At 71.3% G+C, this 23,757-nt stretch carries 19 protein-coding genes; 10 read left to right on the top strand and 9 right to left on the bottom strand.

Annotated features, from left to right (window positions below; genetic code table 11):
- Positions 1–94: 94 nt before the first annotated feature.
- The 7 genes from ABD844_RS23175 to ABD844_RS23205 are packed head-to-tail and all read left to right on the top strand — an operon-like array spanning position 95 to position 7,690.
- Positions 95–1,150, top strand: coding sequence for an ABC transporter substrate-binding protein (locus ABD844_RS23175; protein WP_344881518.1), 1,056 nt, complete (start codon positions 95–97; stop codon positions 1,148–1,150).
- Positions 1,150–1,914, top strand: coding sequence for an ATP-binding cassette domain-containing protein (locus ABD844_RS23180; RefSeq protein ID WP_344881521.1), 765 nt, complete (start codon positions 1,150–1,152; stop codon positions 1,912–1,914). Before ABD844_RS23175 ends, ABD844_RS23180 begins: the two co-directional genes overlap by 1 nt.
- The gene (locus ABD844_RS23185; RefSeq protein ID WP_344881524.1) at positions 1,911–3,143 is read left to right on the top strand and encodes a sugar ABC transporter permease; all 1,233 of its coding nucleotides are present in this window, start codon (positions 1,911–1,913) and stop codon (positions 3,141–3,143) included. The genes ABD844_RS23180 and ABD844_RS23185 overlap by 4 nt, the downstream gene beginning before the upstream one ends.
- Complete coding sequence (locus ABD844_RS23190) at positions 3,143–4,618, top strand: FGGY family carbohydrate kinase (RefSeq protein ID WP_344881527.1); 1,476 nt, start codon at positions 3,143–3,145, stop codon at positions 4,616–4,618. The genes ABD844_RS23185 and ABD844_RS23190 overlap by 1 nt, the downstream gene beginning before the upstream one ends.
- Positions 4,615–6,069 carry an FGGY-family carbohydrate kinase gene (locus ABD844_RS23195; RefSeq protein ID WP_344881530.1) on the top strand — a complete coding sequence of 485 codons (1,455 nt, stop codon included), beginning with the start codon at positions 4,615–4,617 and terminating at the stop codon, positions 6,067–6,069. Before ABD844_RS23190 ends, ABD844_RS23195 begins: the two co-directional genes overlap by 4 nt.
- A complete protein-coding gene (locus ABD844_RS23200) occupies positions 6,066–6,689 on the top strand; it encodes a histidine phosphatase family protein (protein WP_344881534.1) in 624 nt (207 codons plus the stop codon). The genes ABD844_RS23195 and ABD844_RS23200 overlap by 4 nt, the downstream gene beginning before the upstream one ends.
- Positions 6,686–7,690 (top strand): 2-hydroxyacid dehydrogenase, encoded by a 1,005-nt coding sequence (locus ABD844_RS23205; protein WP_344881537.1) that lies wholly within the window; start codon positions 6,686–6,688, stop codon positions 7,688–7,690. The genes ABD844_RS23200 and ABD844_RS23205 overlap by 4 nt, the downstream gene beginning before the upstream one ends.
- A gap of 12 nt (positions 7,691–7,702) precedes the next feature.
- On the opposite strand, the gene ABD844_RS23210 is transcribed toward ABD844_RS23205, so the two are convergent.
- The 7 genes from ABD844_RS23210 to ABD844_RS23240 form a co-directional block, all read right to left on the bottom strand.
- Positions 7,703–8,563 carry a carbohydrate ABC transporter permease gene (locus ABD844_RS23210; RefSeq protein WP_344881540.1) on the bottom strand — a complete coding sequence of 287 codons (861 nt, stop codon included), beginning with the start codon at positions 8,561–8,563 and terminating at the stop codon, positions 7,703–7,705.
- A complete protein-coding gene (locus ABD844_RS23215; RefSeq protein ID WP_344881543.1) occupies positions 8,560–9,447 on the bottom strand; it encodes a carbohydrate ABC transporter permease in 888 nt (295 codons plus the stop codon). Before ABD844_RS23215 ends, ABD844_RS23210 begins: the two co-directional genes overlap by 4 nt.
- Positions 9,448–9,512: 65 nt before the next feature.
- On the bottom strand, positions 9,513–10,808 hold the full coding sequence (locus ABD844_RS23220) for an ABC transporter substrate-binding protein (RefSeq protein WP_344881546.1): 1,296 nt from the start codon (positions 10,806–10,808) through the stop codon (positions 9,513–9,515).
- A 153-nt stretch (positions 10,809–10,961) separates the two neighbouring features.
- Positions 10,962–11,735 (bottom strand): AMP-binding protein, encoded by a 774-nt coding sequence (locus tag ABD844_RS23225; protein ID WP_344881549.1) that lies wholly within the window; start codon positions 11,733–11,735, stop codon positions 10,962–10,964.
- A 342-nt stretch (positions 11,736–12,077) separates the two neighbouring features.
- The gene (locus ABD844_RS23230) at positions 12,078–14,432 is read right to left on the bottom strand and encodes an ATP-binding protein (protein WP_344881552.1); all 2,355 of its coding nucleotides are present in this window, start codon (positions 14,430–14,432) and stop codon (positions 12,078–12,080) included.
- Positions 14,433–14,537: 105 nt separating this feature from the next.
- Complete coding sequence (locus tag ABD844_RS23235) at positions 14,538–15,983, bottom strand: penicillin-binding transpeptidase domain-containing protein (RefSeq protein WP_344881555.1); 1,446 nt, start codon at positions 15,981–15,983, stop codon at positions 14,538–14,540.
- Between the two features lie 36 nt (positions 15,984–16,019).
- Positions 16,020–16,379 (bottom strand): MerR family transcriptional regulator, encoded by a 360-nt coding sequence (locus ABD844_RS23240; protein ID WP_344881558.1) that lies wholly within the window; start codon positions 16,377–16,379, stop codon positions 16,020–16,022.
- A 79-nt stretch (positions 16,380–16,458) separates the two neighbouring features.
- Here ABD844_RS23240 and ABD844_RS23245 point away from each other — a divergent pair, with 79 nt between their 5' ends.
- Positions 16,459–17,382, top strand: a complete 924-nt coding sequence (locus ABD844_RS23245; RefSeq protein ID WP_344881561.1) for an aldo/keto reductase — start codon at positions 16,459–16,461, stop codon at positions 17,380–17,382.
- Positions 17,383–17,431: 49 nt separating this feature from the next.
- Here ABD844_RS23245 and ABD844_RS23250 read toward each other — a convergent pair whose 3' ends face one another.
- Entirely contained in the window at positions 17,432–18,070 is a 639-nt protein-coding gene (locus ABD844_RS23250; RefSeq protein ID WP_344881564.1) for a TetR/AcrR family transcriptional regulator, read from the bottom strand.
- A gap of 89 nt (positions 18,071–18,159) precedes the next feature.
- Here ABD844_RS23250 and ABD844_RS23255 point away from each other — a divergent pair, with 89 nt between their 5' ends.
- Positions 18,160–19,554 carry a GH1 family beta-glucosidase gene (locus ABD844_RS23255; protein WP_344881567.1) on the top strand — a complete coding sequence of 465 codons (1,395 nt, stop codon included), beginning with the start codon at positions 18,160–18,162 and terminating at the stop codon, positions 19,552–19,554.
- On the opposite strand, the gene ABD844_RS23260 is transcribed toward ABD844_RS23255, so the two are convergent.
- Positions 19,524–20,420, bottom strand: coding sequence for a coiled-coil domain-containing protein (locus tag ABD844_RS23260; protein WP_344881569.1), 897 nt, complete (start codon positions 20,418–20,420; stop codon positions 19,524–19,526). The two genes, ABD844_RS23255 and ABD844_RS23260, sit on opposite strands and share 31 nt — an antisense overlap.
- Positions 20,421–20,621: 201 nt before the next feature.
- Between ABD844_RS23260 and ABD844_RS23265 the strand changes: the two genes are divergently transcribed.
- Positions 20,622–23,645 carry a M14 family metallopeptidase gene (locus ABD844_RS23265; RefSeq protein WP_344881571.1) on the top strand — a complete coding sequence of 1,008 codons (3,024 nt, stop codon included), beginning with the start codon at positions 20,622–20,624 and terminating at the stop codon, positions 23,643–23,645.
- Positions 23,646–23,757: the final 112 nt, after the last annotated feature.

Below are 23,757 nucleotides of genomic sequence, written 5' to 3' on the forward strand. Positions count from 1 at the left end.
TCTGCGCACGTGTGAGAGGGCGTCCCCGATACGGGGGCAACGTGCGTTCGGAAACCCGGCGTGAGTGAGGAAAAAACCCGTGAACAGAGCTCATATGCGAACCTCGGCCTTCGCCGCAGTGGCACTGCTCGCCGGCTCGGTGCTGGTCGCGTGCGGCTCCGGCGCCTCCGGAGACGGTGGTGACCTGCAGAACGCCAAGGTCGCCTTCCTCATGCCCGACCTCGCCTCCACCCGCTACGAGCTGCAGGACAAGCCGCTGTTCGAGGCCAGGATGAAGCAGCTCTGCCAGAGCTGCCAGGTCATCTACCAGAACGCCGACTCCGACGCCGCCAAGCAGCAGCAACAGGCCAACTCCGCGCTCGCCCAGGGCGTCAAGGCCATCGTGCTCGACCCGGTCGACTCCGCCGCCGCGGCCACCATCGTCAAGTCCGCCCAGGCCCAGCAGGTGCCGATCATCGCCTACGACCGGCCCATCCCGGCCACCCCCGCCGACTACTACGTCTCGTTCGACAACGAGAAGATCGGCGCGATGATCGCCCAGTCCCTGGTCGACCACCTCAAGACCGAGCAGGCGGAGGGCGGCATCCTCCAGGTCAACGGCTCGCCGACGGACGCGGCGGCCGGGCTGATCAAGAAGGGCGTCCACAGCGCGGTGGACTCGAGCGGGTTCGAGCTGCTGGCCGAGTACGACACCCCCGGCTGGCAGCCCGAACTGGCGCAGTCGTGGGTCAGCGGCCAGATCACCCAGTTCAAGGACAAGATCGTCGGCGTGGTCGCGGCCAACGACGGCACCGGCGGCGGCTCGATCTCCGCGTTCAAGGCCGCGGGCGTGAAGGTGCCGCCGATCACCGGCAACGACGCCGAGACCGCCGCCGCCCAGCGCATCATCACGGGTGACCAGTTCAACACGATCTCCAAACCCATCAAGATCGTGGCCGAGGCGTCGGCGAACGTGGCGTGGGAGTTCATGCAGGGCAAGAAGCCCGGGGGCAAGGCCACGCTGTACAACACGCCGTCCGAGCTGTTCGTGCCCACGGTAGTGACCAAGGACAACATCAAGCAGGTGCTCTTCGACAGCGGCATCATGAAGGCCGCCGACGTCTGCACCGGCGAGTACGCCAAGGGCTGCGGCGAGCTCGGTATCAAGTAATGAGCGTCCTGTCCCTGCGCGGGATCAGCAAGACCTTCGGCGCGGTGGCCGCACTCACCGACATCGAACTCGACGTGGACGCCGGCCAGGTCGTGGCCATCGTGGGAGACAACGGCGCGGGCAAGTCCACCCTCGTGAAGATCCTCTCCGGGGTGCACGCGCCCGACTCGGGCACGATCACGTTCGAGGGCCGCGAGGTCGAGATCCCGGCCCCCGCCGCCGCCCACAAGCTCGGCATCGCCACCGTCTTCCAGGACCTGGCGCTCTGCGAGAACCTCAACGTCATCCAGAACCTCTTCCTCGGCCACGAACTCCGCCCGCTGCGGCTGAACGAGGTGGCCATGGAGACCCGGTCGTGGGAGTTGCTCCGCCAGCTCTCTGCCAAGATCCCCAGCGTACGGGTGCCGGTCGCGGCGCTGTCGGGCGGCCAGCGGCAGACCGTGGCCATCGCCAGGTCGCTGCTCGGCGACCCCAAGATCATCATCCTGGACGAGCCCACCGCCGCCCTCGGCGTGGCCCAGACCGCCGAGGTGCTCAACCTGGTCGAGCGGCTGCGCGAGAACGGCCTGGGCGTCATCATGATCAGCCACAACATGGCCGACGTGAAGGCCGTCGCCGACAAGGTGGCGGTGCTGCGGCTCGGCCGTAACAACGGGGTGTTCGACGTGGACCAGGTCTCCACCGAGGACATCGTCGCCGCCATCACCGGCGCCACCGACAACGTGGTCTCCCGGCGGGCGGCGCAGAAGGGACAGCCCTCGTGAGCACATTGACGAGCGACCGCCAGGACGAGCGGCTCCAGAACCGCGAGGGCCTGCGCGGCGCGCTCGCCGACGTGGTCGACCGGGCCCGCGGCGGCGACCTGGGCGTCATCCCCGTCGTCGTGGGGCTCGTGGTCATCTGGTCGGTGTTCCAGATCCTCAACCCGATCTTCCTGTCCAGCGCGAACCTGGTGAACCTCACGCTGGAGTCCGCCGCCGTCGGCGTCATCGCGCTCGGCATCGTGTGCGTGCTGCTGGTGGGGCAGATCGACCTGTCCGTCGGCTCGGTGAGCGGGCTGTCGGGGGCGGTGCTGGCCGTGCTGTTCGTGAGCGAGGGGCTGCCGGTCTGGCTGGCCGTCGGCGCCGCGGTGATCATGGGCGCGGTCATCGGCTGGCTGTACGGGCAGCTCTTCAACCGGTTCGGAGTGCCGAGCTTCGTCATCACCCTGGCCGGGCTGCTGGCCTTCCTCGGGCTTCAGCTCTACGTGCTGGGCACCAAGGGGTCGATCAACCTGCCGTTCGACTCGGGGCTGGTGAACTTCGCGCAGCTCGACTTCGTACCGGCGTGGTTGTCCTACACGTTCGCGGTCGTCGCCGCCGTGTGGTTGTTCGTCAGCGGCTACCTGTACGCGCAGGAGCGGCGCAAGGCGGGGCTGTCGGCCAGGAGCGTCTCCACCCTGGTGGTCAGGAGCGTGGCGCTGCTGGCGGTGCTGGCGTTCGTGGTCTGGTACCTCGGGCAGACCCGGGGCGTGGGCTGGATGTTCGTCTTCTTCGTGGCGCTGGTGCTGATCATGCACTACCTGCTGTCGCGGACGAAGTGGGGCCGCGCCGTCTACGCCGTGGGCGGCAACGTGGAGGCCGCGCGCCGGGCGGGCATCAACGTCCGGGCGATCTACACCTCCGTGTTCGTGCTCTGCTCCAGTCTCGCCGCGGTCGGCGGCATCCTGGCCGCGGCCCGGCTGGCGGCGGCCAACCAGAGCAGCGGCTCGGGCGACGTCAACCTCAACGCGATCGCGGCGGCCGTGATCGGCGGAACGAGCCTGTTCGGCGGGCGCGGCACCGCCTTCGGCGCGCTGCTCGGCATCATCGTGATCCAGTCGATCTCCAGCGGGCTGACCCTGCTCAACCTGGACTCCTCGATCCGGTTCGTGGTCACGGGAGCGGTGCTGCTGCTCGCCGTGATCGTCGACTCCGTGTCGCGCCGGTCGCGGACCTCATCAGGAAGAGCCTGATGGCGATCATCTGCGTGGACGCGGGGACCACGGTCATCAAGGCGGTCGGCTACGACGCCACGGGCGCGGAGGCGGCCGTGGCCCGCCGGGCGACCGTCGTGTCCAGGCCCGCGCCCGGCCATACCGAGCAGGACATGGGCGCCGTCTGGGACGCGGTGGCCGCCACGGTGCGCGAGGTCGCGGCCCAGGTGGGCGGCGCCGAGTTCGTGGCCGTCACGGCCCAGGGCGACGGCTGCTGGCTGGTGGACGCCGACGGCGGGCCGACCGGCCCGGCCATCCTGTGGAACGACGCCAGGGCCGCCTCGATCGTGGACGACTGGACCCGCGAAGGGCTGCCCGCGACGGCCTTCCGGCTCAACGGCTCCTCGGCGGCCTCCGGGCTGCCGCACGCCATCCTGACCTGGCTGCGCGCCAACGACCCCGCCCGGCTCGAACGGTCGCACGCCATGCTGACCTGCGGCGGCTGGATCTTCGCCCGGATGACCGGAGAGCTGGTCGCCGACGAGTCCGACGCCTCGGCGCCGTTCATGGACCTGCGGACGCGGGCGTACTCGGCGGAGCTGCTCGCCCTGTTCGGCCTGGAGGACGCCGGGCGGCTGCTCCCCCCGATCCGCCCGTGCCCGGTCGCCGCGCTGACCCCGCAGGCCGCCGCCGCGCTGGGCCTGGCGGCCGGGACGCCGGTGGTGATGGCCCCGTACGACATCGCGGCGACGGCGCTGGGCGCGGGCGCGGTGGCGCCGGGACAGGCGTGCGCCATCCTCGGCACCACGCTCTGCACCGAGGTCCTCGTCGAGTCCCCCGGCCTGGACGGCCAGCCGACCGGCATCACGATCGCGCTGCCCGGCGGCTACCTGCGGGCCTTCCCCACGTTCGCGGGCACCGAGGTGGTGCAGTGGACGTGCCGGCTGCTGGGGCTGTCCTCCCCGGCCGAGCTGGGCGAGCTGGCCCTGCTGAGCAGGCCGGGGGCGGGCGGGCTGGCGTTCCTGCCGTACCTTTCGCCGGCCGGCGAGCGGGCGCCGTTCTCCGACCCCCTGGCGCGCGGGGCGCTGCTGGGCATGTCGTTCGAGCACGGCCGCGAACAGGTCGCCAGGGCGGTGCTGGAAGGGCTCACCATGGTCATCCGCGACTGCCTGACGGCCACCGGCGCGGCGCCGACCGAGCTGCGGGTGTCCGGGGGCGGCTCGGCCAACGACGCCTGGCTCGGGCTGATCACCGACGTCACCGGCCTGCCCGTACGCCGCTCCGCCGACTCCGAGGTGGGGGCGCGGGGGGCGTACCTGGTGGGGCTGGCCGCCACGGGGGCCGCGCCGTCCGTCGCCACGGCGGCAGCCGAGCACGTACGCCTGCGCGACGCGGTCGAGCCCGACCCGGCCCGCCGCGCCTTCTACGACCGTCTGTTCACCGACTTCCTGACCCTGCGCGGCGGCACCGCGGTCACGTGGCCGCTGCTGGGCGACCTGAGGGGCCGTACATGAGCGTGTGGATCGGCATCGACCTCGGGACGCAGAGCGTACGCGCGCTGGCCGTCGCCGGGGACGGCAGGGTGCTCGGCTCCGGGAGCCGACCCCTGACCAGCCACCGCGACGGCCCCCGGCACGAGCAGGACCCCGAGCAGTGGTGGCGCGAGCTGGCCGCCGCGACCCGCGAGGCGCTGCGCGGCCTGCCCCCCGGCGAACGGGTCGAGGGTGTGGCGGTGGACGCCACCAGTGGAACGATCCTGCTGACCGACTCCCGGGGCAACCCGCTGACCCCCGCCCTCATGTACGACGACCGCCGCGCGGACGCCGAGCGCGTCAACGAGGTGGGCGCGGCCGTGTGGGAGCGGCTCGGCTACCGCCGCATGCAGCCCAACTGGGCGCTGCCCAAGCTGCTGTGGCTGCTGCGCGACGCCCCGCGGGACGCCCGCCCGGCCCACCAGAGCGACTTCGTCAACCGGCGGCTGACCGGCCACGAGGTGGCCACCGACCTGAGCAACGCGCTCAAGACCGGCGTCGACCTGATCGAGGAGCGCTGGCCGCTGGAGGTGTTCGACGCGCTGGGCGTGCCCGCGCGGATCCTGCCCGAGGTCGTACGCCCCGGCACCCGGCTGGGCACGGTGTGCGCGGCGGCGGCCGAGGAGACCGGCCTGCCCGTGGGGACCCCGGTGATCGCGGGCACCACGGACGGCTGCGCGGCCCAGCTCGGCGCGGGCGCGCAACAGGTGGGGAGCTGGAACTCGGTGCTCGGCACGACGCTGGTGCTGAAGGGCGTCACGAAGGAGCTGATCTACGACCCCCTCGGCGTGGTCTACTCCCACCGTGCCCCCGACGGCTCCTGGCTGCCGGGCGGCGCGTCCAGCACGGGCGCCGGCGTGCTGTCCCGCGACCTGCCGGGCCGCGACCTCGACGCGCTGGCCGAGCTGGCCGCCGCCCGCGCGCTGAGTGAGCGGGCCGCCGCTCGCCAGGGCCCCGCGCCCGCCGTCACCTACCCGCTGGTGTCGCGCGGCGAGCGGTTCCCCTTCGCCGCCCCCGCCGCCGAGTCCTTCACGCTCGGCGACCCGGCCGACGACGTCGAGCGGTACGCCGCCATCCTGCTCGGCGCGGCCTTCGTCGAACGCCTGTGCTTCGACTACCTCGACCTGCTCGGCGCCCCCGTGGACGGGGAGGTCATCCTGACCGGCGGGGCGACCAGGAGCGCGTACTGGACCGGGCTCAGGGCCGACGTGCTGCGGCGGCCCGTGACGCTGCGTGAGAACGCCGAGCCCGCCCTGGGCATGGCCGTCCTGGCGGGCGGCGACCCGGCCCGGATGATCAGGACCCGCGCGGTGGTGCAGCCGTCGGGGGCCGACCTGCGGGAGCCGTACCTGCGTTTCGTCGCCGAGTTGGAGGAGCGCGGCTGGCTCGACGCGCGAGCCGCCGCCCACGCCCGCGAGAGGACCGCCCGATGACCGACCTGGTGCTCGTCCGCCACGGCGAGACCGTCTGGCACGCCGAGAACCGCTATGCCGGGACCAGCGACGTGGAGCTGACCCCGCGCGGTCACGAGCAGGCCGACCGGCTCGCCGGCTGGGCCGCGGGGGCGGGCCTCACCGCCGTGTGGGCCTCCACGCTCAGCCGCGCCCGGATCACCGCCGAGGCCGCCGCCGCCAGGGCCGGCCTGCCGGTAGGGACCGACGCCCGGCTGCGCGAGCTGAACTTCGGCGAGGGCGAGGGTCTCACCGCGGCCGAGATGACGGCCCGCTTCCCCGAGGCCCGCGCGGCGTTCGAGGCCGACCCCGTCGCCCACCCGCTGCCGGGCGGCGAGGACCCGCACCTGGCCGCCGAACGGTTCGTGGCCGCGCTGCACGGCATCGCCGCCGCGCACCCGGCAGGACGCGTGCTGGTGGTCGCCCACACCACCGCCATCAGGCTGGCCCTGTGCCGGCTCATCGGGGTGCCGCTCGGCCGGTACCGGCGGTTGTTCCCGCGCCTGGACAACTGCGCGCTGACCGAGCTGCGCCTGACGGGGCCCGATCCCGCGCAGGTGGCGATCTTGCAGTACAACTCCCCGATTGGAGCCGTTCGTTGACCATCCGAGTCCTGGCCGCAGGTGACCACTTCGTCCTGAACCGCCTGCTGATCGACGCCCTCAGGCGCGAGGTCCCCGGAGAGGTGGACATCCGTGAGCTGACGCTGCCGTGGCCGGTCGTGCCGTTCGGACGGGTGGGCGAGGTGGACGAGGCTTCCGACGTGGAGGACGAGCTGATCGAGGCGCTGCGCGGCGTCGAGGTCTGCGTGACCCAGATGGCGCCCCTGACCAAGCGCGTCCTGGACGCCTCGCCCGACCTGCGGCTGTTCTGCGTGAGCCGGGGCGGGCCGGTCAACGCCAATCTGGAGGCCGCCGCGCAGGCCGGGGTGGCGGTGACGTTCGCGCCGGGCCGCAACGCGGTGGCCACCGCCGAGCACACGCTCGCCATGCTGCTGGCCGCCACCCGCCGCATCCCCCAGACCCACGCCGACCTGGCAGGGGGCGTGTGGCGGGGCGACTACTACAAGTACGACAACGTCGGCCCCGAGCTGGAGGGCAACACGGTCGGCCTGGTCGGCTACGGCGCCATCGGCCGCCGGGTGGCCCGCATGCTGGCCGGGTTCGGCGCGGACGTCCTGATCCACGACCCGTACGTGGCCGCGCCCAACAGCGTCGAGCTGCCCGAGCTGCTCGAACGCTCCAAGTTCGTGTCCCTGCACGCGCGGGCCACCCCGGAGACCGCCGGGATGATCGGCGGCGCCGAGATCGCCGCCATGCCCAGGGGCTCGGTCCTGGTCAACTGCGCCAGGGGCGCGCTGCTCGACTACGACGCCCTGTGCGACGCGCTGGAGTCGGGCCAGTTGTTCGGCGCCGCGATGGACGTCTTCCCGGAAGAGCCCATCCCGCCGGGCTCCCGCCTGCTCACGACGCCGAACCTGGTCATGACCCCCCACCTGGCCGGGGCCAGCAAGGAAACCGCGCAGAAGGCGGCCTCCATCGTGGCCGCCGACGTGGCCCGCTACGTGCGCGGCGAGCCCCTCGCCCACGCCGCCACCCCCTGACCCGCCCCGGGGCTACCCCTTCAGCGCTCCGGCCATGAGCCCGCGCATGAAGAACCGGCCCAGCAGCACGTAGATCAGCATCGTCGGGATCGAGGCCAGGATCGCCGCCGCCATCTGCTGGCTGTACGGGGTGGCCTGCGCACCGGCGATGTTGTTCAGCATCACGGTCGTGGGCCAGCTCGTCGGCCCGGTCAGGAAGACGGCGAAGAGGAAGTCGTTCCACAGCGAGGTGAACTGCCAGATGATCACCACGGCGATCGCGGGCCCGGACACCGGCAGCACCACCGACCAGTACGCCCGCAACATGCCGGCCCCGTCGACCCGCGACGCCTCGATCAGCTCGTCGGGGATGGTCACGTAGTAGTTGCGGAAGATCAGCGTGCAGATCGGGATGCCGTACACGACGTGCGCCAGCACCAGCCCCGGGATGCCGCCGTAGAAGACGCCCTGCAGCCCGGTCAGCTCGTTCAGGCCCACCAGGAGCTGCACCAGCGGGATCATCACCCCCTGGTACGGGATGAACATCCCGAACAGGAACAACGTGAACAGCACGTCCGCCCCGGGGAAGCGCCACTTGGACAGCACGTAGCCGTTCATGGAGCCCAGCGCGCACGACAGCAGCGCCCCGGGGACGGCCAGCAGCACGCTGTTCCACAGCCCCGGCGCCAGCTTCTCCCAGGCCACCTGCCACGCCTCGGTGGTCCACGTCTGCGGCAGGTTCCACGCCTGGCCCGCGTCCGCCTCCGTGAGCGGCTTGAAGCTGGTGGCCAGCAGGACGTAGATCGGGATGAGGAAGACCAGCACGAACAGGATCAGCAGCACGAACCGCGTCCACGCGAAGGCCACGGACCTGCGCCCGGCCACCGCCGTCATGAGCGCCTCTCCTTACGGACGGACCAGATCAGGTACGGAATCACGAAGATCGCCACGCTGAGCACGATGTAGGACGCGATCGTGGCCCCCTTGGCCGGATCGTGCGAGTCGAACACCGCCACCCACATGAACACCGCGGGCACGTCCGTGATGATCTGCTTGCCGGACACGGCGACGATCAGGTCGAACACCTTGAGCGAGATGTGCCCCAGGATGATCAGCGCGGACAGCGTGACCGGCCGCAGCAGCGGCAGCACCACGTGCCGGTAGACGCCCCACTCGGTGCAGCCGTCCACCCGCGCGGCCTCCCGCAGCTCCTCGGGCACACCGCGGAACCCGGCCAGAAACAGCGCCATGACATATCCGGACATCTGCCAGACGGCCGGCAGCGCCATCGCGGCCATCCCCCAGTCCGGATCCCGGAACCACTGCCACTGCGGCAGCCCGATCCAGTCGAACAGCCGGTTGAGCCCGACCGCCCGCTCCCCCGTCCCCGAGTTCATCAGCCACCGCCACACGATGCCGGTCGCCACGAACGAGATGGCCATCGGGAACAGGTAGATCGCCCGGAACGTCGCCTCGCCCCTGATCCCCTTCTCCATGAGGAACGCCAGCAGCCACCCGAGCAGCAGCGCCCCAAGCACGAAGACGACCGTGAACACGATCGCGTGGTTGACCGAGATGTGCCACCGGGGCTGGTCCCACAGGTCCACGAAGTTCTGCAGCCCCACGAACTTCCCCTCGGACACCTCATCGTGCTTGTCGGTCATGGCCAGGTGGAAGTTCCAGCCCAGCAGGCCGTACACGAAGACGCCGATCAGGATGATCGACGGCGCCACGAGGAGGAGTCCGGGCAGCCACGTACGTGCCCGCCTCACAAGCATTACCTCCCACGGGCCGCGGCGGGCGCGCGCTGGCGCCCGCCGCGGCCCTTGCCGTTATCGGGCGGTTATTGGGCGTTGGCCGCGGCCGCGTCGGCCAGCCCCTGCTGCAACGCCTTGACGTCCTTGCTGCCGAGGTACAGCCCGACCGCCTCGTTGATGGCGGCCAGCCACGGCTGGTTCACGGCGACGCCGTGCTGGATGGACCCGGCCAGCTTGTCGCTCGACCAGTCCTTCAGCGCGTCGGCCAGGTAGTCGGTGTAGAGCGCCTGGTCGGCGTCCTTGCGGGCGGGGATCGAGCCCTTCTTCGGGTTGAAGGCGTCCTGGCCCTCCTTGCTGGCGGCCACCTTCAGCCAGGCCATCGCCCCGTCACGGTTCTTCGCGCCCTTGGGCAGGGTGAAGCTGTCGGACAGCCACAGGTACGTGCCGTCGGTGCCGGGCGACGGCGCCCAGTCGAAGTCCTGCTTCGAGGTCTTGCCCAGACCGCCCTGCGGCGGGTTGTGGAAGTAGCCGTACGCCCAGTCGCCCATGATGTTGAACGCCGCCTCACCGTCGGCCACCTGCTTGGCGGCGGGCTGCCAGTCGTCCTGCGGGTCGCCCGCGTACGACATGATCTTGGCGAAGCTCTCCAGCGCCGTGGTCACCTGCGCGCTGCTCCAGTCGGCGCCCGGCTTGAACAGCGCGTTGTACGCGTCGGCGCCGAGCGTGCCGAGCAGCACGCTCTCCAGCAGGTGGGTGACGGTCCACTCCGACCCGATGGACAGCGGGATCTTGCCCGTGGCCTTGACCTTCTCCAGGGCCGCGACGAACTCCTCGATCGTCTTGGGCGCTCCCGCGACGCCGGCCTCCTTGAGCACCGCCGGGTTGAACCACAGGACGTTCGAGCGGTGGATGTTCACCGGCACGGAGTAGATCTTGCCCTCGACGCTGATCTGCTCGACGAGTTGCGCGGGGAAGACGTCCTTGAGCTTCAGCTCGTCGTACAGCGGGGTCAGGTCCTCGAGGTTGCCCGCCTTGATGTAGCCCTGCAACTCGGCGCCCGCGTGCCCCTGGAACGTGTCGGGCGGGGTGCTGGCCTGGAGCTTCGACTGCAACAGCGCCTTGGCCTTGTCGCCCGAGCCACCGGCCACCGCGGCGTCGAAGAAGGTGAGGTTCGGATTCTGGTCCTCGAAGATCTTTCTCATCGCCTGGAGGCCGTCGGCCTCACCCGGGCCCGTCCACCAGGAGAAGACCTCAACCTGCTGCTTCCCGCCGCCACCGGCCGAAGGCTGCTGGGCCGTCTGGCCACCGCCGCCGCCTCCACAGGCTGCCAGGCCCAGCACACTCGCCATCGTGATCGATACGGCCGCTACCCACCGTCGCATCCGCACACCATCCCTTCGCGAACTCCCCCGAAGTTGGTGATTTGACAACGTTGTCAACAACGGCTATCAACCCACTTCTCGCGGGCGTGCGTCAAGGGATGGGCGGTAACAGCTCCGCATAGTCGCGCGGAACCGCAGGTCTTCGCACCCGTCTCAGCCGACGCGCTCCAGCGTGCCGTGCGGGCCCGTCACGACGGTGACGCCGAAGTCGTGACGGGTGCCGGCCAGGTCTCCGCTGCCGGCGGCGACCACCAGAGCGCCCCTCGACACCCCGAGGCCAACCACGGAGAGCAGGTCGCATCCTCCGTCGGGCAGCCAGGTGGTCAGCACCACGTCCGACTCGGCCAGGCGTACGGGGAGGTCGAGTTCGGCCATCCTGGCCAGCAGGTCGGCATGGGACAGGCGGCGGCCGTCGGACAGCAGGAGCGCGTGCCGGCGCTTGGCGTCGAGCGCGGGCAGCGCGGTGGGCTCCAGCGTGAGCAGGTAGCGGAAGTCGATCGTGTCGACGGCCGAACCCAGCGAGACCACCTGGCGCACCCGCGACTCCTCGGCCGCCAGGATCGCCGTCTCGGCCAGGTCGGGCGTGGTGATCAGGGTGCGGGCGTCGCACTCACGCAGCCAGGCCGCCATCTCGTACGCGCCCAGCCCCGGCTCGATCGGCGCCGCCACCCCACCGGCGGCCACCACCGTGTGCACCGCCAGCGTCTGCGCGCCCGCCGTGGAGACGTGCACTCCCACCACCTGGTCGCGCCGGGCGCCCCTGCGCACGAGCCCGGACGCCGCCCTGGTCACCTCGGTCACCAGCCGGCGGTAGCCGTAGACGTGACCGCCCCGCAGATCGATGAGCGCGGGACGGTCATCGCGCTCGTAGGCCCGGCGGAACACTTCGTGGATCACGGTGCCGGTGGTCGAGGCGGTGGGCTTCATGCCCGCCAACGTACGACCGCCGGGGCGCCGGAGCATCCACCGATGTATGTAGGCGGGTGTGCATTCCCGGGCGGGCGGGCCCGAGCCCTGCGCGACTCGAGCCCGCTGTCACGCGTCCGGAGCCGAGCCCCCACCCCTCCGAGAAGGCCCAGCACCGTGCGGACGCGTGACGTCCCCGAGTGATCGGCCGCCGCGCCCCGCTGCATGGGGGGCGAATCACGCGCGGTGCGGTCGATCACAGGAAGAAACGTTAGGCGTGCACACGGTCATGGCACATGCGCTGACATGGCCATTCGACGATGTAAGCGGCAGGGCTACAAGATGTGTAGAGAGGTACGCCGTTCAGCGGCCGCCTATCACCCATGCGGCAATCTGTGTACGCGTGGCGAAGCCCAGCTTGGACAGGATGTTGGCCACGTGACGGGCCACGGTGGCCGGACTGATGACCAGTTCGTCGGCTATCGCCCGGTTGCTGAGTCCTCGGGCGACCAGCTCGGCGATCTCCTGTTCCCTGGTGGTGAGCTTGCTGTCACGGCTGACCGGCACGACCGGCGCGTGCGGCGGCTCGGGCAGGTCGCCGTCGAGGGCGCAGGCCACCGCCTGGTCGATGGTCAGGCGGCCGCCCTCCGCCCACAGCACCCCGACGGCGGCCTCGCCCAGGTGGTCGCGGGCGGGCCGCAGCACGTGCTCGGTACGCGCGTCCGGCTGCCGCCCGCCCAGCGCCACCGAGGCCGCCACCAGCAGGACCGCCCGCCGGTGGTCGCCTTCGGCGGCGACCAGGCCCGCCCACGCCTCCAGCCTCCTGGCGATGCCCGCCCGCAGCCCCGCGTCGCGGCTGAGCACCAGCGCCTCGGTGAGCCTGGCCCTGGCCTCGGTCAGGTCGCCCCGGTCGAGCGCCAGCCGGCCGAGCCCGGCCAGGCAGCTCACGATGTGCTGGCGGGCGTCCACGTGACGCAGCAGGCGCAGCCCCGACTCGTAGTGCCGCCTGGCGGCGGCCGGATCGCCCGTACGCCGGGCGACCTGGGCCAGGCCGATGTGGCCGAAGGTCTGGCCGTAGTGGTTGTCCAGCTCCTCGCTGATCGACAGCACCTCCTGGAAGGCCCGCCGCGCCTCGTTCAGGCGGCCCTGGTGCAGGCCGTAACGCGCCCTCGTGCCCTGCGCCAGCGACTCGAGGATGAGGTCGCCCGAGCTCCTGGCCGTCTCCAGCGCGCGGTTCAGCGCCTGCAGCTCGCCGGTGAGCTGGGCCAGCACGATGGTGCCCATGGCCTCCCCGTGCACGTCGTCGGCCGTGGCGCACAGCTCGAGCCCGGCGCGTACGTGCCGCAGGGCCGGTTCGAAGTCACCGGCGGCCAGGGCCAGCTCGCCCCGCAGGATCGTGGCCTGCCCGCGCAGCGCCCGCGGCACCTGCGGCGCGTCGAGGGCGAGCAGCCGGTCGAGCCGCTCGGCCATGTCGAGCTTGCGCCCGCTGCCGATCAGCAGGAAGCGGATGTCGGTGAGCAGGGCGAGCGCGGCCTCCGGCACGCCGATGGCGACCGACCACTCGCAGGCGGCGCTCACCTCGGCCTTCAGCCCGTCGAAGATGTTGACGTGACGCTCGATCACGGGCCACGACGTGCGCACCCCCGGAGCCAGCCCTGCCTTGAACCGGTGCGCCAGCCCGGCCAGCGCCGTCAGGTGCCGCCGCCGCAGCTCGGCCTCCTCGCCCGAGGCGACGAGTTGTTCCAGCGCGTATTCGCGGACGGTCTCCAGCAGCCGGTAGCGGGCCTGCCCGGCGATCTCCCCGTCGAGCACGATCAGCGACTTGTCCACCAGGTCGCAGAGCCGGGGCAGCACCTCCTCCTCGGCCAGCCCGGGGCCGGAGCACACCGACTCGACCAGGTCGAGCGTCCAGGACGAGCGGAAGGTGGCCGTACGGCGCAGCAGCAGCCGCTCCTGCGGGGTGAGCAGCCGGTAGCTCCAGTCGACGGCGGCCCTCAGGGTGCGGTGCCGGGCCGGAGCCGTACGCGCGCCGCCCGCCAGCAGCCGGAACCGGTCGTCGAGCCGCTCCACGAGCTGCCCCACGGACAGGACCCTGACCATGGCCGCGGCCAGCTCGACGGCCAGCGGCAGCCCGTCGAGCGCCTGGCACAGGTCGGCGACCAGCGGCCCCGTCTCGTCGGTCAGCTCGAACCCGGGCACGGCGGCGCCCGCCCTGGCCACGAACAGGCGGACCGCCTCGCTCTCCTGCCCACCGACCGACAGCGGCGGCACCCGCCAGACCGTCTCCCCCGGCACGCGCAGCGGCTCGCGGCTGGTGGCCAGCACCCGCACCCCCGGGCAGGCGCCCAGCAGGTCGCGGCACAGCTCGGCGCACTCCCCCACGACCGGCTCGCAGTTGTCGAGCAGCAGGAGCAGCCGCCGCTCGCCGATCGTCTCGACCAGGTCTCCCGCGATGCCCAGCGCGGCGGCGACGTGTCCCCTCAGCTCGCCCTTCTCCAGGTCGGCCAGCTCGACCAGGCACACGCCGCCGGGATGGCCGGGCATCAGCCGCGCGGCCAGCCGCAGCGCCAGCCGGGTCTTGCCGATGCCGCCCGCCCCGCACAAGGTCACGGCACGTGAGACGGACATCAGGTGGACGAGCTCGTCGAGGTCTGACTCCCGGCCCACGAACGCGTTCGGCTCGGCCGGCAGGTTGCTGAAGTCGGCGAATCGCAGCATCACTGTGAGTGTGACATCTACTACGCTTCGCGCCCAGTCTCAAAAATCAACCTGCGCCCCACCGCCCACGGCCCGGCGACCCGCGCCGTGCTCGCCGATGCGGGCTCAGGCCAGCGCCGCCTCGATGACCGCGCGGGCGATCGCGGTGACCGCGTCCGCGCGGTCACCCGGGCGCTCCAGCACCACCCCCACCGCCACCTCGGGCGCCTGCGCCGGCGCGAACGCCGTGATCAGCGCGTTCTGCCCGGCCCCTGGGACGGCCGGGGACGAGGTGGCCGTCTTCACGGCCACGCGGACGCCGGGGATCGCCGCCCCCGAGCCCTCGGCCTCCGTCGCCACCGTCATCATCGCCGCCAGATACCTGGCCGGCCCCGGCCGTACGGCGGTGCGATAGCGCGCGGGAGCGGACCGGTTGATGACCGACCCGTCCGGCAGCCGCACCTCCTCCACCAGGTACGGCCGCATCAACACCCCGTCGTTGGCCACCGCCGCCGACAGCATGGCCACCATCAGCGGCGTCGCCCGGTTGTCCTGGTGCCCGATGGCCGCCAGCGCCGCCTGGGCGCGGTCCCTGGCCACCGGGTACCGGCTCGACGTCGCGGGCAGCGGGACCCGCAGCTCCGGCGCATTGAAGCCGAACGCCTCCGCCTGGTCCCTCAGCAGGTCCGGCCCGAGCTGCAGCCCGATCCCGGCGAACGCGGTCTCGCAGGACAGGTGGAAGGCGTACGCGAGCGTAGGGCGCGCCGTCCCGCACTCCCCGTCGCGCACGTACGACGACGTACCGGGGAGCCGCAGCCGGGCGGGCGCGTCCACCAGGGCCGACGGGGTGTACTCGCCCGACGTCAGCGCCGCCGCCGTGGTGACCAGCTTGAACGTCGACCCCGGCGGATAGAGCCGGTTCAGCGCCCGGTTGAGCAGCGGCTTCGCGGGATCACTGAGCAACCGCGCGGCCGCCGCCTCCAGCCGGGCCGGGTCGAGGGTGGCCAGGGCGTTGGGGTCGTACGCCGGGTAGGTGGCCAGCGCCAGGATCGCCCCGGTCGCCGGGTCGATGGCCACGGCCGCCCCCGGGACCCCGGTGGACCTGAGGCCCTGGTAGGCCGCCTGCTGCACCCGGTCGCGCACGGTCAGCCGGACGTCGGCCCCCTCGACGGCGCCGTCCCTGACCAGCGACCTGACCTTGACCTTGGCGTCCTCGCCGGACAGTACGGCCTCCAGCGCCCGCTCCACGCCCGTCGAACGATACAGCGACATGTGCCCGGTGACGGCCGCGTACGGCTCGCCGTGCGCGTAGACGCGCCGGTAGCGGTAGGGGCCCGTGCCGGTCGGCAGGCTGGTGGCGACGGACGTGCCGTCGTAGGTGAGGATGTCGCCGCGCGGGTGGTCGTACCTGGCGATCAGCGGGCGCTCGTTGCGGCGGTCGGCGTTGAGCGACCCGGAGCCGAAGGTCTGGATGAGCGTGATGTGCCCCAGCAGGGCGAACAGCATCGCCGCGCACACGATCGCGACGCGGTACAGCGGGACGTCGATCCACCTCGCCCTCGAACCGGCCATGCATCGAGGTCTAACAACCTCGCCGCAAAGACCCGGCTAGAGGAAGTTGCGGTAGTAGGAAATCTTGTGGTGGATGTAGCTCTGGCGCTCGGTGAGGTTCGCGATCTGGGCCTGGACCTGCCGGTCGTGCTCCTCCAGGAGCTTGATGCGGTCGGAGATCGTGTGGTCTCCCGCGCGTACGAGCTCGGCGAAGCGCAGCATCGTGGCGATCGGCATGCCCGTCTCGCGCAGGCAGCGCACCATGCCGAGCCAGCCGACGTCGGCCTCGCTGAACCTGCGCTGGCCGGCCGAGTTTCGGCCGATGCGCTCCAGCAGGCCGATCTTCTCGTAGTAACGCAGGGTGTCGAGGCTGAAGCCGGTCTCCTCGACGACCTCCGAAGGTGTGTACACGCTCACGCCCCTCAGGATCCCACCTGGACCCCACTCCAGGTCAACCGTTTGACATGGAGTGCGCTCCAGGTCGCACAGTCTGCCCATGAACATCGCACTCGGCACGATCCCGTTCGGCACCGCCGTCGGCACGCGGGAGACCTTCGCCCTGCTCGACCGGTTCGCGGAGGCCGGCGGCACCATGCTCGACACGGCCAACAACTACCCGTTCTGGGTGGAGGGCCGCTCGGGCGACGAGAGCGAGCTGGCCATCGGCGCGTGGCTGGCCGCCCGCGGCAACCGGGACGAGGTCTTCATCAGCACGAAGGCCGGCGCGCGGCCCACCGTGCCCGGTGACACCACGTTGGACTCGGCGGAGGGTCTGTCGGCCGCCGTCGTCGCCAGGGCCGCCGAGGGCAGCCTCCGGCGGCTGGGGACCGACTATCTCGACGTCTATTGGTCGCACATCGAGGACCGCGCGGTCCCCCTTGAGGAGACGCTGGGGGCGTTCGACGAGCTGGCGCGGGCGGGCAAGGTCCGTGCCGTCGGGGCCAGCAACCTGCCCGCCTGGCGGCTGGAGCGGGCCAGGAACGTCTCGGCGGCGCGCGGGTGGATGCCGTACACGTATCTGCAGCTCCGGCACACGTATCTGCGCCCGCGCCCGGACACCCGGCCCGCCGAGTCGGGACACCGGCTGGTCACGGACGACCACCTCGACTACCTGGCCGCCGAGCCCGACGTCACGTTGTGGGCGTACAACACGCTGATGTACGGGGCGTACACGCGGACCGACCGGCCCATCCCCGAGATCTACGACCACCCGGGCACCGAGCGCCGCCTGGCCTTGCTGCACGAGGTCGCGGACGAGCTGGGGGCCACCCCGAACCAGGTGGTGCTGGCCTGGCTCATGTCCGGCGGCATCGTACCCATCGTGGGGGTCACGAGGATGGAGCAGCTCGACGAGGCCATCGGCGCGGCGGACCTCAAGCTGGACACCGAGCTGCGCGCCCGCCTGGACGCCGCCCGCTGAGCGAAGCCGCCCGGCACAGGCACTCAGCACAGGCACTCAGGGCAGGCGCTCAGGGCAGGTGGTCGGCCAGGTAGCGGTGGACGAGCTGCTTGCACTCGGCGATGAGCGCGGGATCGCCCGCCGGGTCGGCCCGGAAGGCCAGCTTGAGCACCGCGTCCGTGGCCTCGACCGCCACCAGCAGGGCCCGGTCGAGCCCTGGCCCGGCGGGGGCGTCGAGGAGCTCCAGCGACACGGCGCGCAGGCGCTCGGCCACCACGACGTTGTTCTCCTGCGCGTCGTCGAGCGACCACCTGCTGCCCCCGACCGCCGGGCCGTCGGGGGTGGTCAGCACCTCGCCGAAGTCCACCACGGCGAACCCGGGCGTGCTGCGCTTCATGCCCACGAACTCGTCGATGGCCAGGTCGACCAGGTCGGTCCAGTGCTCCAGGTCGGCGGCGGGAATGCGGGCGGTGATCCGCTGCAGGAACGCCTCGAGGTTGCGCCGCGCCAGCGCCCGCACCAGCCCCTGCTTGTCGTGGAAGAACTGGTAGAACGTGCCGATCGGCACCCCGGCCCGGCGCGCGACCTCCTTGGTGGTCAGCGCCTCGTAGCCGACCTCGTCGAGCAGGAGCGCGCACTCGTCGAGCATCCGCTCAACCCGCTCGACGCTCCGGCGCTGGGCGGGGCGGCGGCGCAAGGTACTGGTCATGACCCCATCCTTGCGTACTTCCAGGAGATCAAGTCAGAGACTTTGACCTCGGTTAACATGAGCCTTACTCGCATAGCAGTGGAGGCCGCATGTTCCTCTGGGGTACGGCCACGGCCGCCTATCAGATCGAGGGAGCCACGGACGAGGCCGGCAGAGGCGTCTCCATCTGGGACACCTTCGCCCACGAGCCCGGCCGCACCAGGGACGGGCACACCGGCGACGTGGCCTGCGACCACTACCACCGCTGGCGCGAGGACGTCGCGCTCATGGCCGGCCTGGGCGTGAACGCCTACCGCTTCTCGATCTCCTGGCCGCGCGTGCTGCCGCTGGGCGCGGGCGAGGTGAACCGGCCGGGCCTGGACTTCTACGACCGGCTGGTGGACGCGCTGCTGGCGGCCGGGGTGCGGCCGGTGCCGACGTTGTTCCACTGGGACCTGCCGCAGGCGCTGGAGGAGCGCGGCGGCTGGATGAGCCGCGACGTCGCCGAGCTGTTCGCCGACTACGCCGCCACGGTCGCCGCCCGCCTGGCCGACCGCGTACCGCTCTGGATCACCCTGAACGAGCCGTTCGTCCACATGGCCTACGGCTACGCCATGGGCCTGCACGCGCCCGGCCGCCTCCTCATGACGGACGCGCTGCCGGCCGCCCACCACCAGTTGCTCGGCCACGGCCGCGCCGTGCAGGCGCTGAGGGCGGCCGGAGCCCGCCAGGTGGCGCTCACGAACAACTGCACGCCCGTCCGGCCCGCCTCGGGCGAGGAGGCCGACCTGCGGGCCGCCGACGCGTACGACGTGCTGCACAACCGCCTCTTCAACGACCCCGTGCTGCTCGCCGGATATCCGGACCTGTCCGCGTACACCGGGCACACCGGCTCCCTCGACTTCGTCAGGGACGGCGACCTGGAGACCATCGCCACCCCGATCGACGCCCTGGGGATCAACTACTACAACCCCACCCGCATCGCCGCCCCGACCGACGAGGGCCTCCCCTTCACCGACGCGGGCATCACCGGCCACCCCACCACGGCCTTCGGCTGGCCGGTCGTCCCCGACGGCCTGCGCGAGCTGCTGACGGGCCTCAAGGCCCGCTACGGCGCCGCCCTGCCCCCGATCCTGATCACCGAGAACGGCTGCTCCCAGCCGGACGTCCAGGAGCCGGACGGCACGATCGCGGACGAGGCCCGCATCGCCTTCCTCGACCGGCACATCGCCGCCATGCGGCAGGCCATGGCCGAGGGCGTGGACGTACGCGGCTACTTCGTCTGGTCGCTGCTGGACAACTTCGAGTGGGCCGAGGGCTACCACCAGCGCTTCGGCCTGGTGCACGTGGACTTCGCCACCCAGCGCCGCACCCCGAAGCGCTCCTACCACTGGTACCGGCGCTTCTTGGAGGCCCAGAAGGCCGGCCAGAACACGGGTCAGCACACGGGTCAGCACACGGGTCAGGACACGGGTCAGAACACCGACACGTGGACGTGGTCGTAGTGGTTGGCGGTCACGCCGCCCCGGTCGGACATCGGGTCCCAGCCGCCGCCTGACCGGATGTCGTAGTAGCGCTGCTTCCAGATGATGTACATGACGCCGATCCGGGCGCCGTTCTTGATCAGCCAGGCGGCCAGCGCGTCGCCGTTGGCCCCGTCGCCGCCCCCGGCCATGGTGCCGCCGCTGGACATCATGAAGTCGCAGGCCCGGCCCTTGCCGTGCTCGCCGGGGTCGCCGGGGCGCAGGCAGCCGACGCCGTACTTCATGGGGAAGTTCGCCATGATCTCCGCGCGTACCGAGATCATGCGGGGGGTCAGGCCCTCGGCGCCGCCGGGCTGCTGGAAGCCGTACTTGGCGAGCAGCTTCTCGATGTCCTTGCGCTTGGCCAGCATGTCCTTGATCTCTTTGCGCAACTTCTCGATCTTGTCGTTGGCGTTGAGCTTGGCCTCTTTGGACTTGTCGATCAGCTTCTGGATGTTCTCGACGCGCTTGGTCCGCTCGTCGGCCATGAAGGTCATGCTGGCGGCCTGGCCCAGCAGCTTGTACGGGTCGGTCTTCGGCGCGAAGAGCTGCATGTTGTCGAGCGGGCCCACCATGTAGGAGGTCTGGACGATGCGGCTCACCTCGGCCTGGGCGGCCTTGAGCTGCGCCTCCAGGGCGCCGGAGGTGTCGGTGGCCTTCTTCGCCTGGAGCTTGATGTCCTCCAGGCTCTGGATCTGGCCCCGGTAGAGCTCTTCGAGCTTGGCCGCCTGCTTGGTGAGTTTGCGCAGCTCGGCCGGGCTGGGATCGGCCGCCGCCGGAGACGGGGCGGGCAGTGCGAGCAGCGCGGCGAGGACGGCGACAAGACCGGCGAACCGCCAGATTCTCACGCCCGCCCCCTCCCCTCACAGTCGGACCGAAACTATAGAAGATGATCTTGATCCCTGTCACCTGAACGCCCGAACTGGCGCACCTTTGGAGAGACTTTGAGGGGTTTGTCCAACTTAGGACAGGAGGAAAGTTGGGTCTTGTCTAGATCGCTCCAAAGGTCTGGGATGGCGATCGATTCCGTCTCTGCGAAGGGGCAGACCGTGTCTCGATCATTAACCCTCGCCGCGGCCGTCGTACTCGGCTTAGGCACGTCCCTGGTGGCCACCGCCGCCGGGGCGTCCGTGGATCCGCTGCCGGCCCGCGACCGCATCGAGCTGTACCAGTTGGAAAGCCCTGCGGGCACCGCGCAGGCGCTCAGAGAGAAGGGCTTCGACGTCGTCCGGCACCAGACCGAGGGCGGCAAGGAGCACATCGAGCTGACCGCCGCGCAGGCAGATCTCGACGTCCTCGACAAGCTCGGCCACAAGCCGCAGCCCGTACGCAACCCACAGGGCCAGACCCAGCTCGAAGCGGCCAAGGCCCAGGCGGCCGGCGGGTACACCGTCTACAAGTCCTACTCCGAGCCCGGCGGCATCGCCGACCAGCTCAGGGCGATCGCGAAGGCCAACAAGGACGTCGTCGAGCTCCAGTCGATCGGCAAGTCGCTGAAGGGCCAGGACATCCTCGCCGTCAAGGTCAGCACGGGCGCCCGGCTGCTGCCCGACGGCCTCAAGCCCGCCACCCTGTTCTCCGCCACCCAGCACGCCCGCGAGTGGATCGCCACCGAGGTGGACATGCGGCTGCTGAAGCACGTGGTCGCGAACAAGGGCGCGCTCAGGGACCTGCTCAACAGGACCGAGCTGTGGTTCGTACCGGTGGCCAACCCCGACGGGTACGACTTCACCTTCACCGAGGGCAACCGCCTGTGGCGCAAGAACCTGCGTGACAACGACGGCGACGGCCGGATCACCCGCGGCGACGGCGTCGACCCGAACCGGAACTTCCCCACGAACTTCCACTACGACGAGGAAGGCTCGTCGAGCATCCCCAGCAGCGAGACCTACCGCGGCACCGGCCCGGCCAGCGAGCCCGAGACGCGGGCCATGGACGGCCTGCTCAGGCGCGTCGGCTTCGAGATGCAGCTCAACTACCACTCCTACGGCCCGCTGCTGCTCTACCCGAGCGGCTTCCAGATCGCCACGGAGACCGCCGACAACCCGATCTACGAGGCGCTCACCGGCGACGACGCCGAACCCGCCGTCCCCGGCTTCGACCCCGACCTCGGCGCCGAGCTGTACACCACCAACGGCGACACCAACGACCACGCGCACAACCGGTACGGGACCCTCTCCTGGACCCCCGAGCTGAACGAGGGCTGCGACGGCTGCGGTTTCGTCTTCCCCGACGACGAGGCCCTGGTGCAGGCCGAGTTCGAGAAGAACCTGCCCTTCGCGCTCGACGTCGCGAAGTCGGCCGTCAACCCGGTCGAGCGGGTCGGCCACCTGGGCAACAAGACGCCCGACTTCGTGCTCGACCCGTTCGAGACCAGCCACGGCAGGGACCAGGTCGTCCAGGTCAACGCCAAGCGCAAGCTGGGCCCGGTCCTCCTGAGCTACAAGGTCAACGGCGGCCGGACGAAGACCGTCCCGACCAGCGAGTGGAAGGGCGGCGAGCGCTACGGCAAGGGCTACGACCGTTACTACCACCGGCTGCGCGGCAAGATCACCGGAACCCGGCCGGGCGACCGGGTGCAGGTGTGGTTCGGCTCGATCGGCAAAAAGAGCGCCGACTTCACCTACACGGTCGCCTCGGACATCGGCGGCAAGGTGCTGGTCCTGGCCGCCGAGGACGTCACCGGCCTGAGCCCCGCACAGGGCGTCACCGAGGCCAAGTACGCCGACGAGTACGCCGCCGCCCTCCAGGCCGCCGGCTACAGCTCCGACGTGTACGACGTGGACAAGATGGGCCGCACGGCCCCGCACCCGCTGGGCGTGCTCAGCCACTACAAGGCGGTGGTCTGGGAGACCGGCGACGACATCATCCCCCGGTCGCCCGGCCAGGTGGCGGGCACCACGTCCAAGAGCGGCGTGGACACCGAGCTGGCCGTGCGCGACTACCTGAACGAGGGCGGCAAGCTGCTGCACGCCGGTAAATACCCGTCGTACGCGGCCAACGTCAACGGCTCCTACTACTTCGAGCCCGACCAGCCAGAGAACCCCGAGTGCACGGTGCCCGACGACCCGCCCTGCATCCCCGTGTTCAACGACTTCCAGCAGTACTACCTGGGCGCGTACGTCTTCTTCGACGACGCCGGCACCGACCACTCCACCGGGCAGCCGTTCGGGCTGCGGGGCAACGGCGGCGCGTTCGACGGCTTCGGCGCCACGATCGAGCCCGGCCACACCAACTCGTTCGTGGCCACCTCGGCCATCCTGCCCGCCGACCGGTTCCCGCGCTTCGCCAGCTCGGCGCAGGTGAAGTGGGCGCGGCCCGGCGGCCCGTTCGACCCGCACACCGGCTCCTGGGACGTCTACAGCGGCATCTCCGACGTCTCCTGGAAGCGGCTGACCAAGACCGTCGACCTGACCGGCAAGTCCAGCGGCGACCTGTCGTTCTGGACCTCGTACGACACCGAGGCCGCCTGGGACTTCCTGACGGTCGAGGCGCGTACGGCGGGCGGCGACGACTGGACCACCCTGCCGGACGTCAACGGGCACACCACCCAGGACACCGGCGCCAGTTGCCTGGCCGAGAACAGCGGCGGCTGGCGCACGATCCACCCGTTCACCCAGCGCTACCAGGGGGCGGACTGCGAGCCGACCGGCACGTCGGGCGCGTGGCACGCGGCCTCCGGCAACTCGAACGGCTGGCAGCAGTGGAAGGTCGACCTGACGCCGTACGCGGGCAAGCAGGTGGAGCTGTCGATCTCGTACGTCAGCGACTGGAGCACCCAGGGCGCGGGCGTCTTCCTCGACGACGCCACCGTCACCCTGGACGGCGCCGCTGCCGGGACGACCTCGTTCGAGACCGACCTGGGCGGCTGGGCCGCCGCGGCGGCGCCCGAGGGCTCCTCGCCGTCGATCAACAACTGGTTCAGGACGGACCAGGTGTTCGAGGAGGGCGGCGGCATCGTCACCGAGGACACGGTCTACCTCGGGTTCGGCGTGGAGAGCGTGAGCGACCAGGCGGCGCGTACTGACCTGGTCAAGCGTTCCATGCGGCACCTGCTCGGCGATCCGCGCTGACGCCGGTGAGAGGCCCGGCGCGCTGACGCCGGTGAGGGGTGCGACACGCGTCGCACCCCTCTTGCGTGTCCGGACAGAACATGGTTCGGTCGCCTTGAGGCGTACCGGCAAC

Origin of the sequence: Nonomuraea antimicrobica, assembly GCF_039536965.1 — a bacterium.
Taxonomy (GTDB): Bacteria; Actinomycetota; Actinomycetes; order Streptosporangiales; family Streptosporangiaceae; genus Nonomuraea; species Nonomuraea antimicrobica.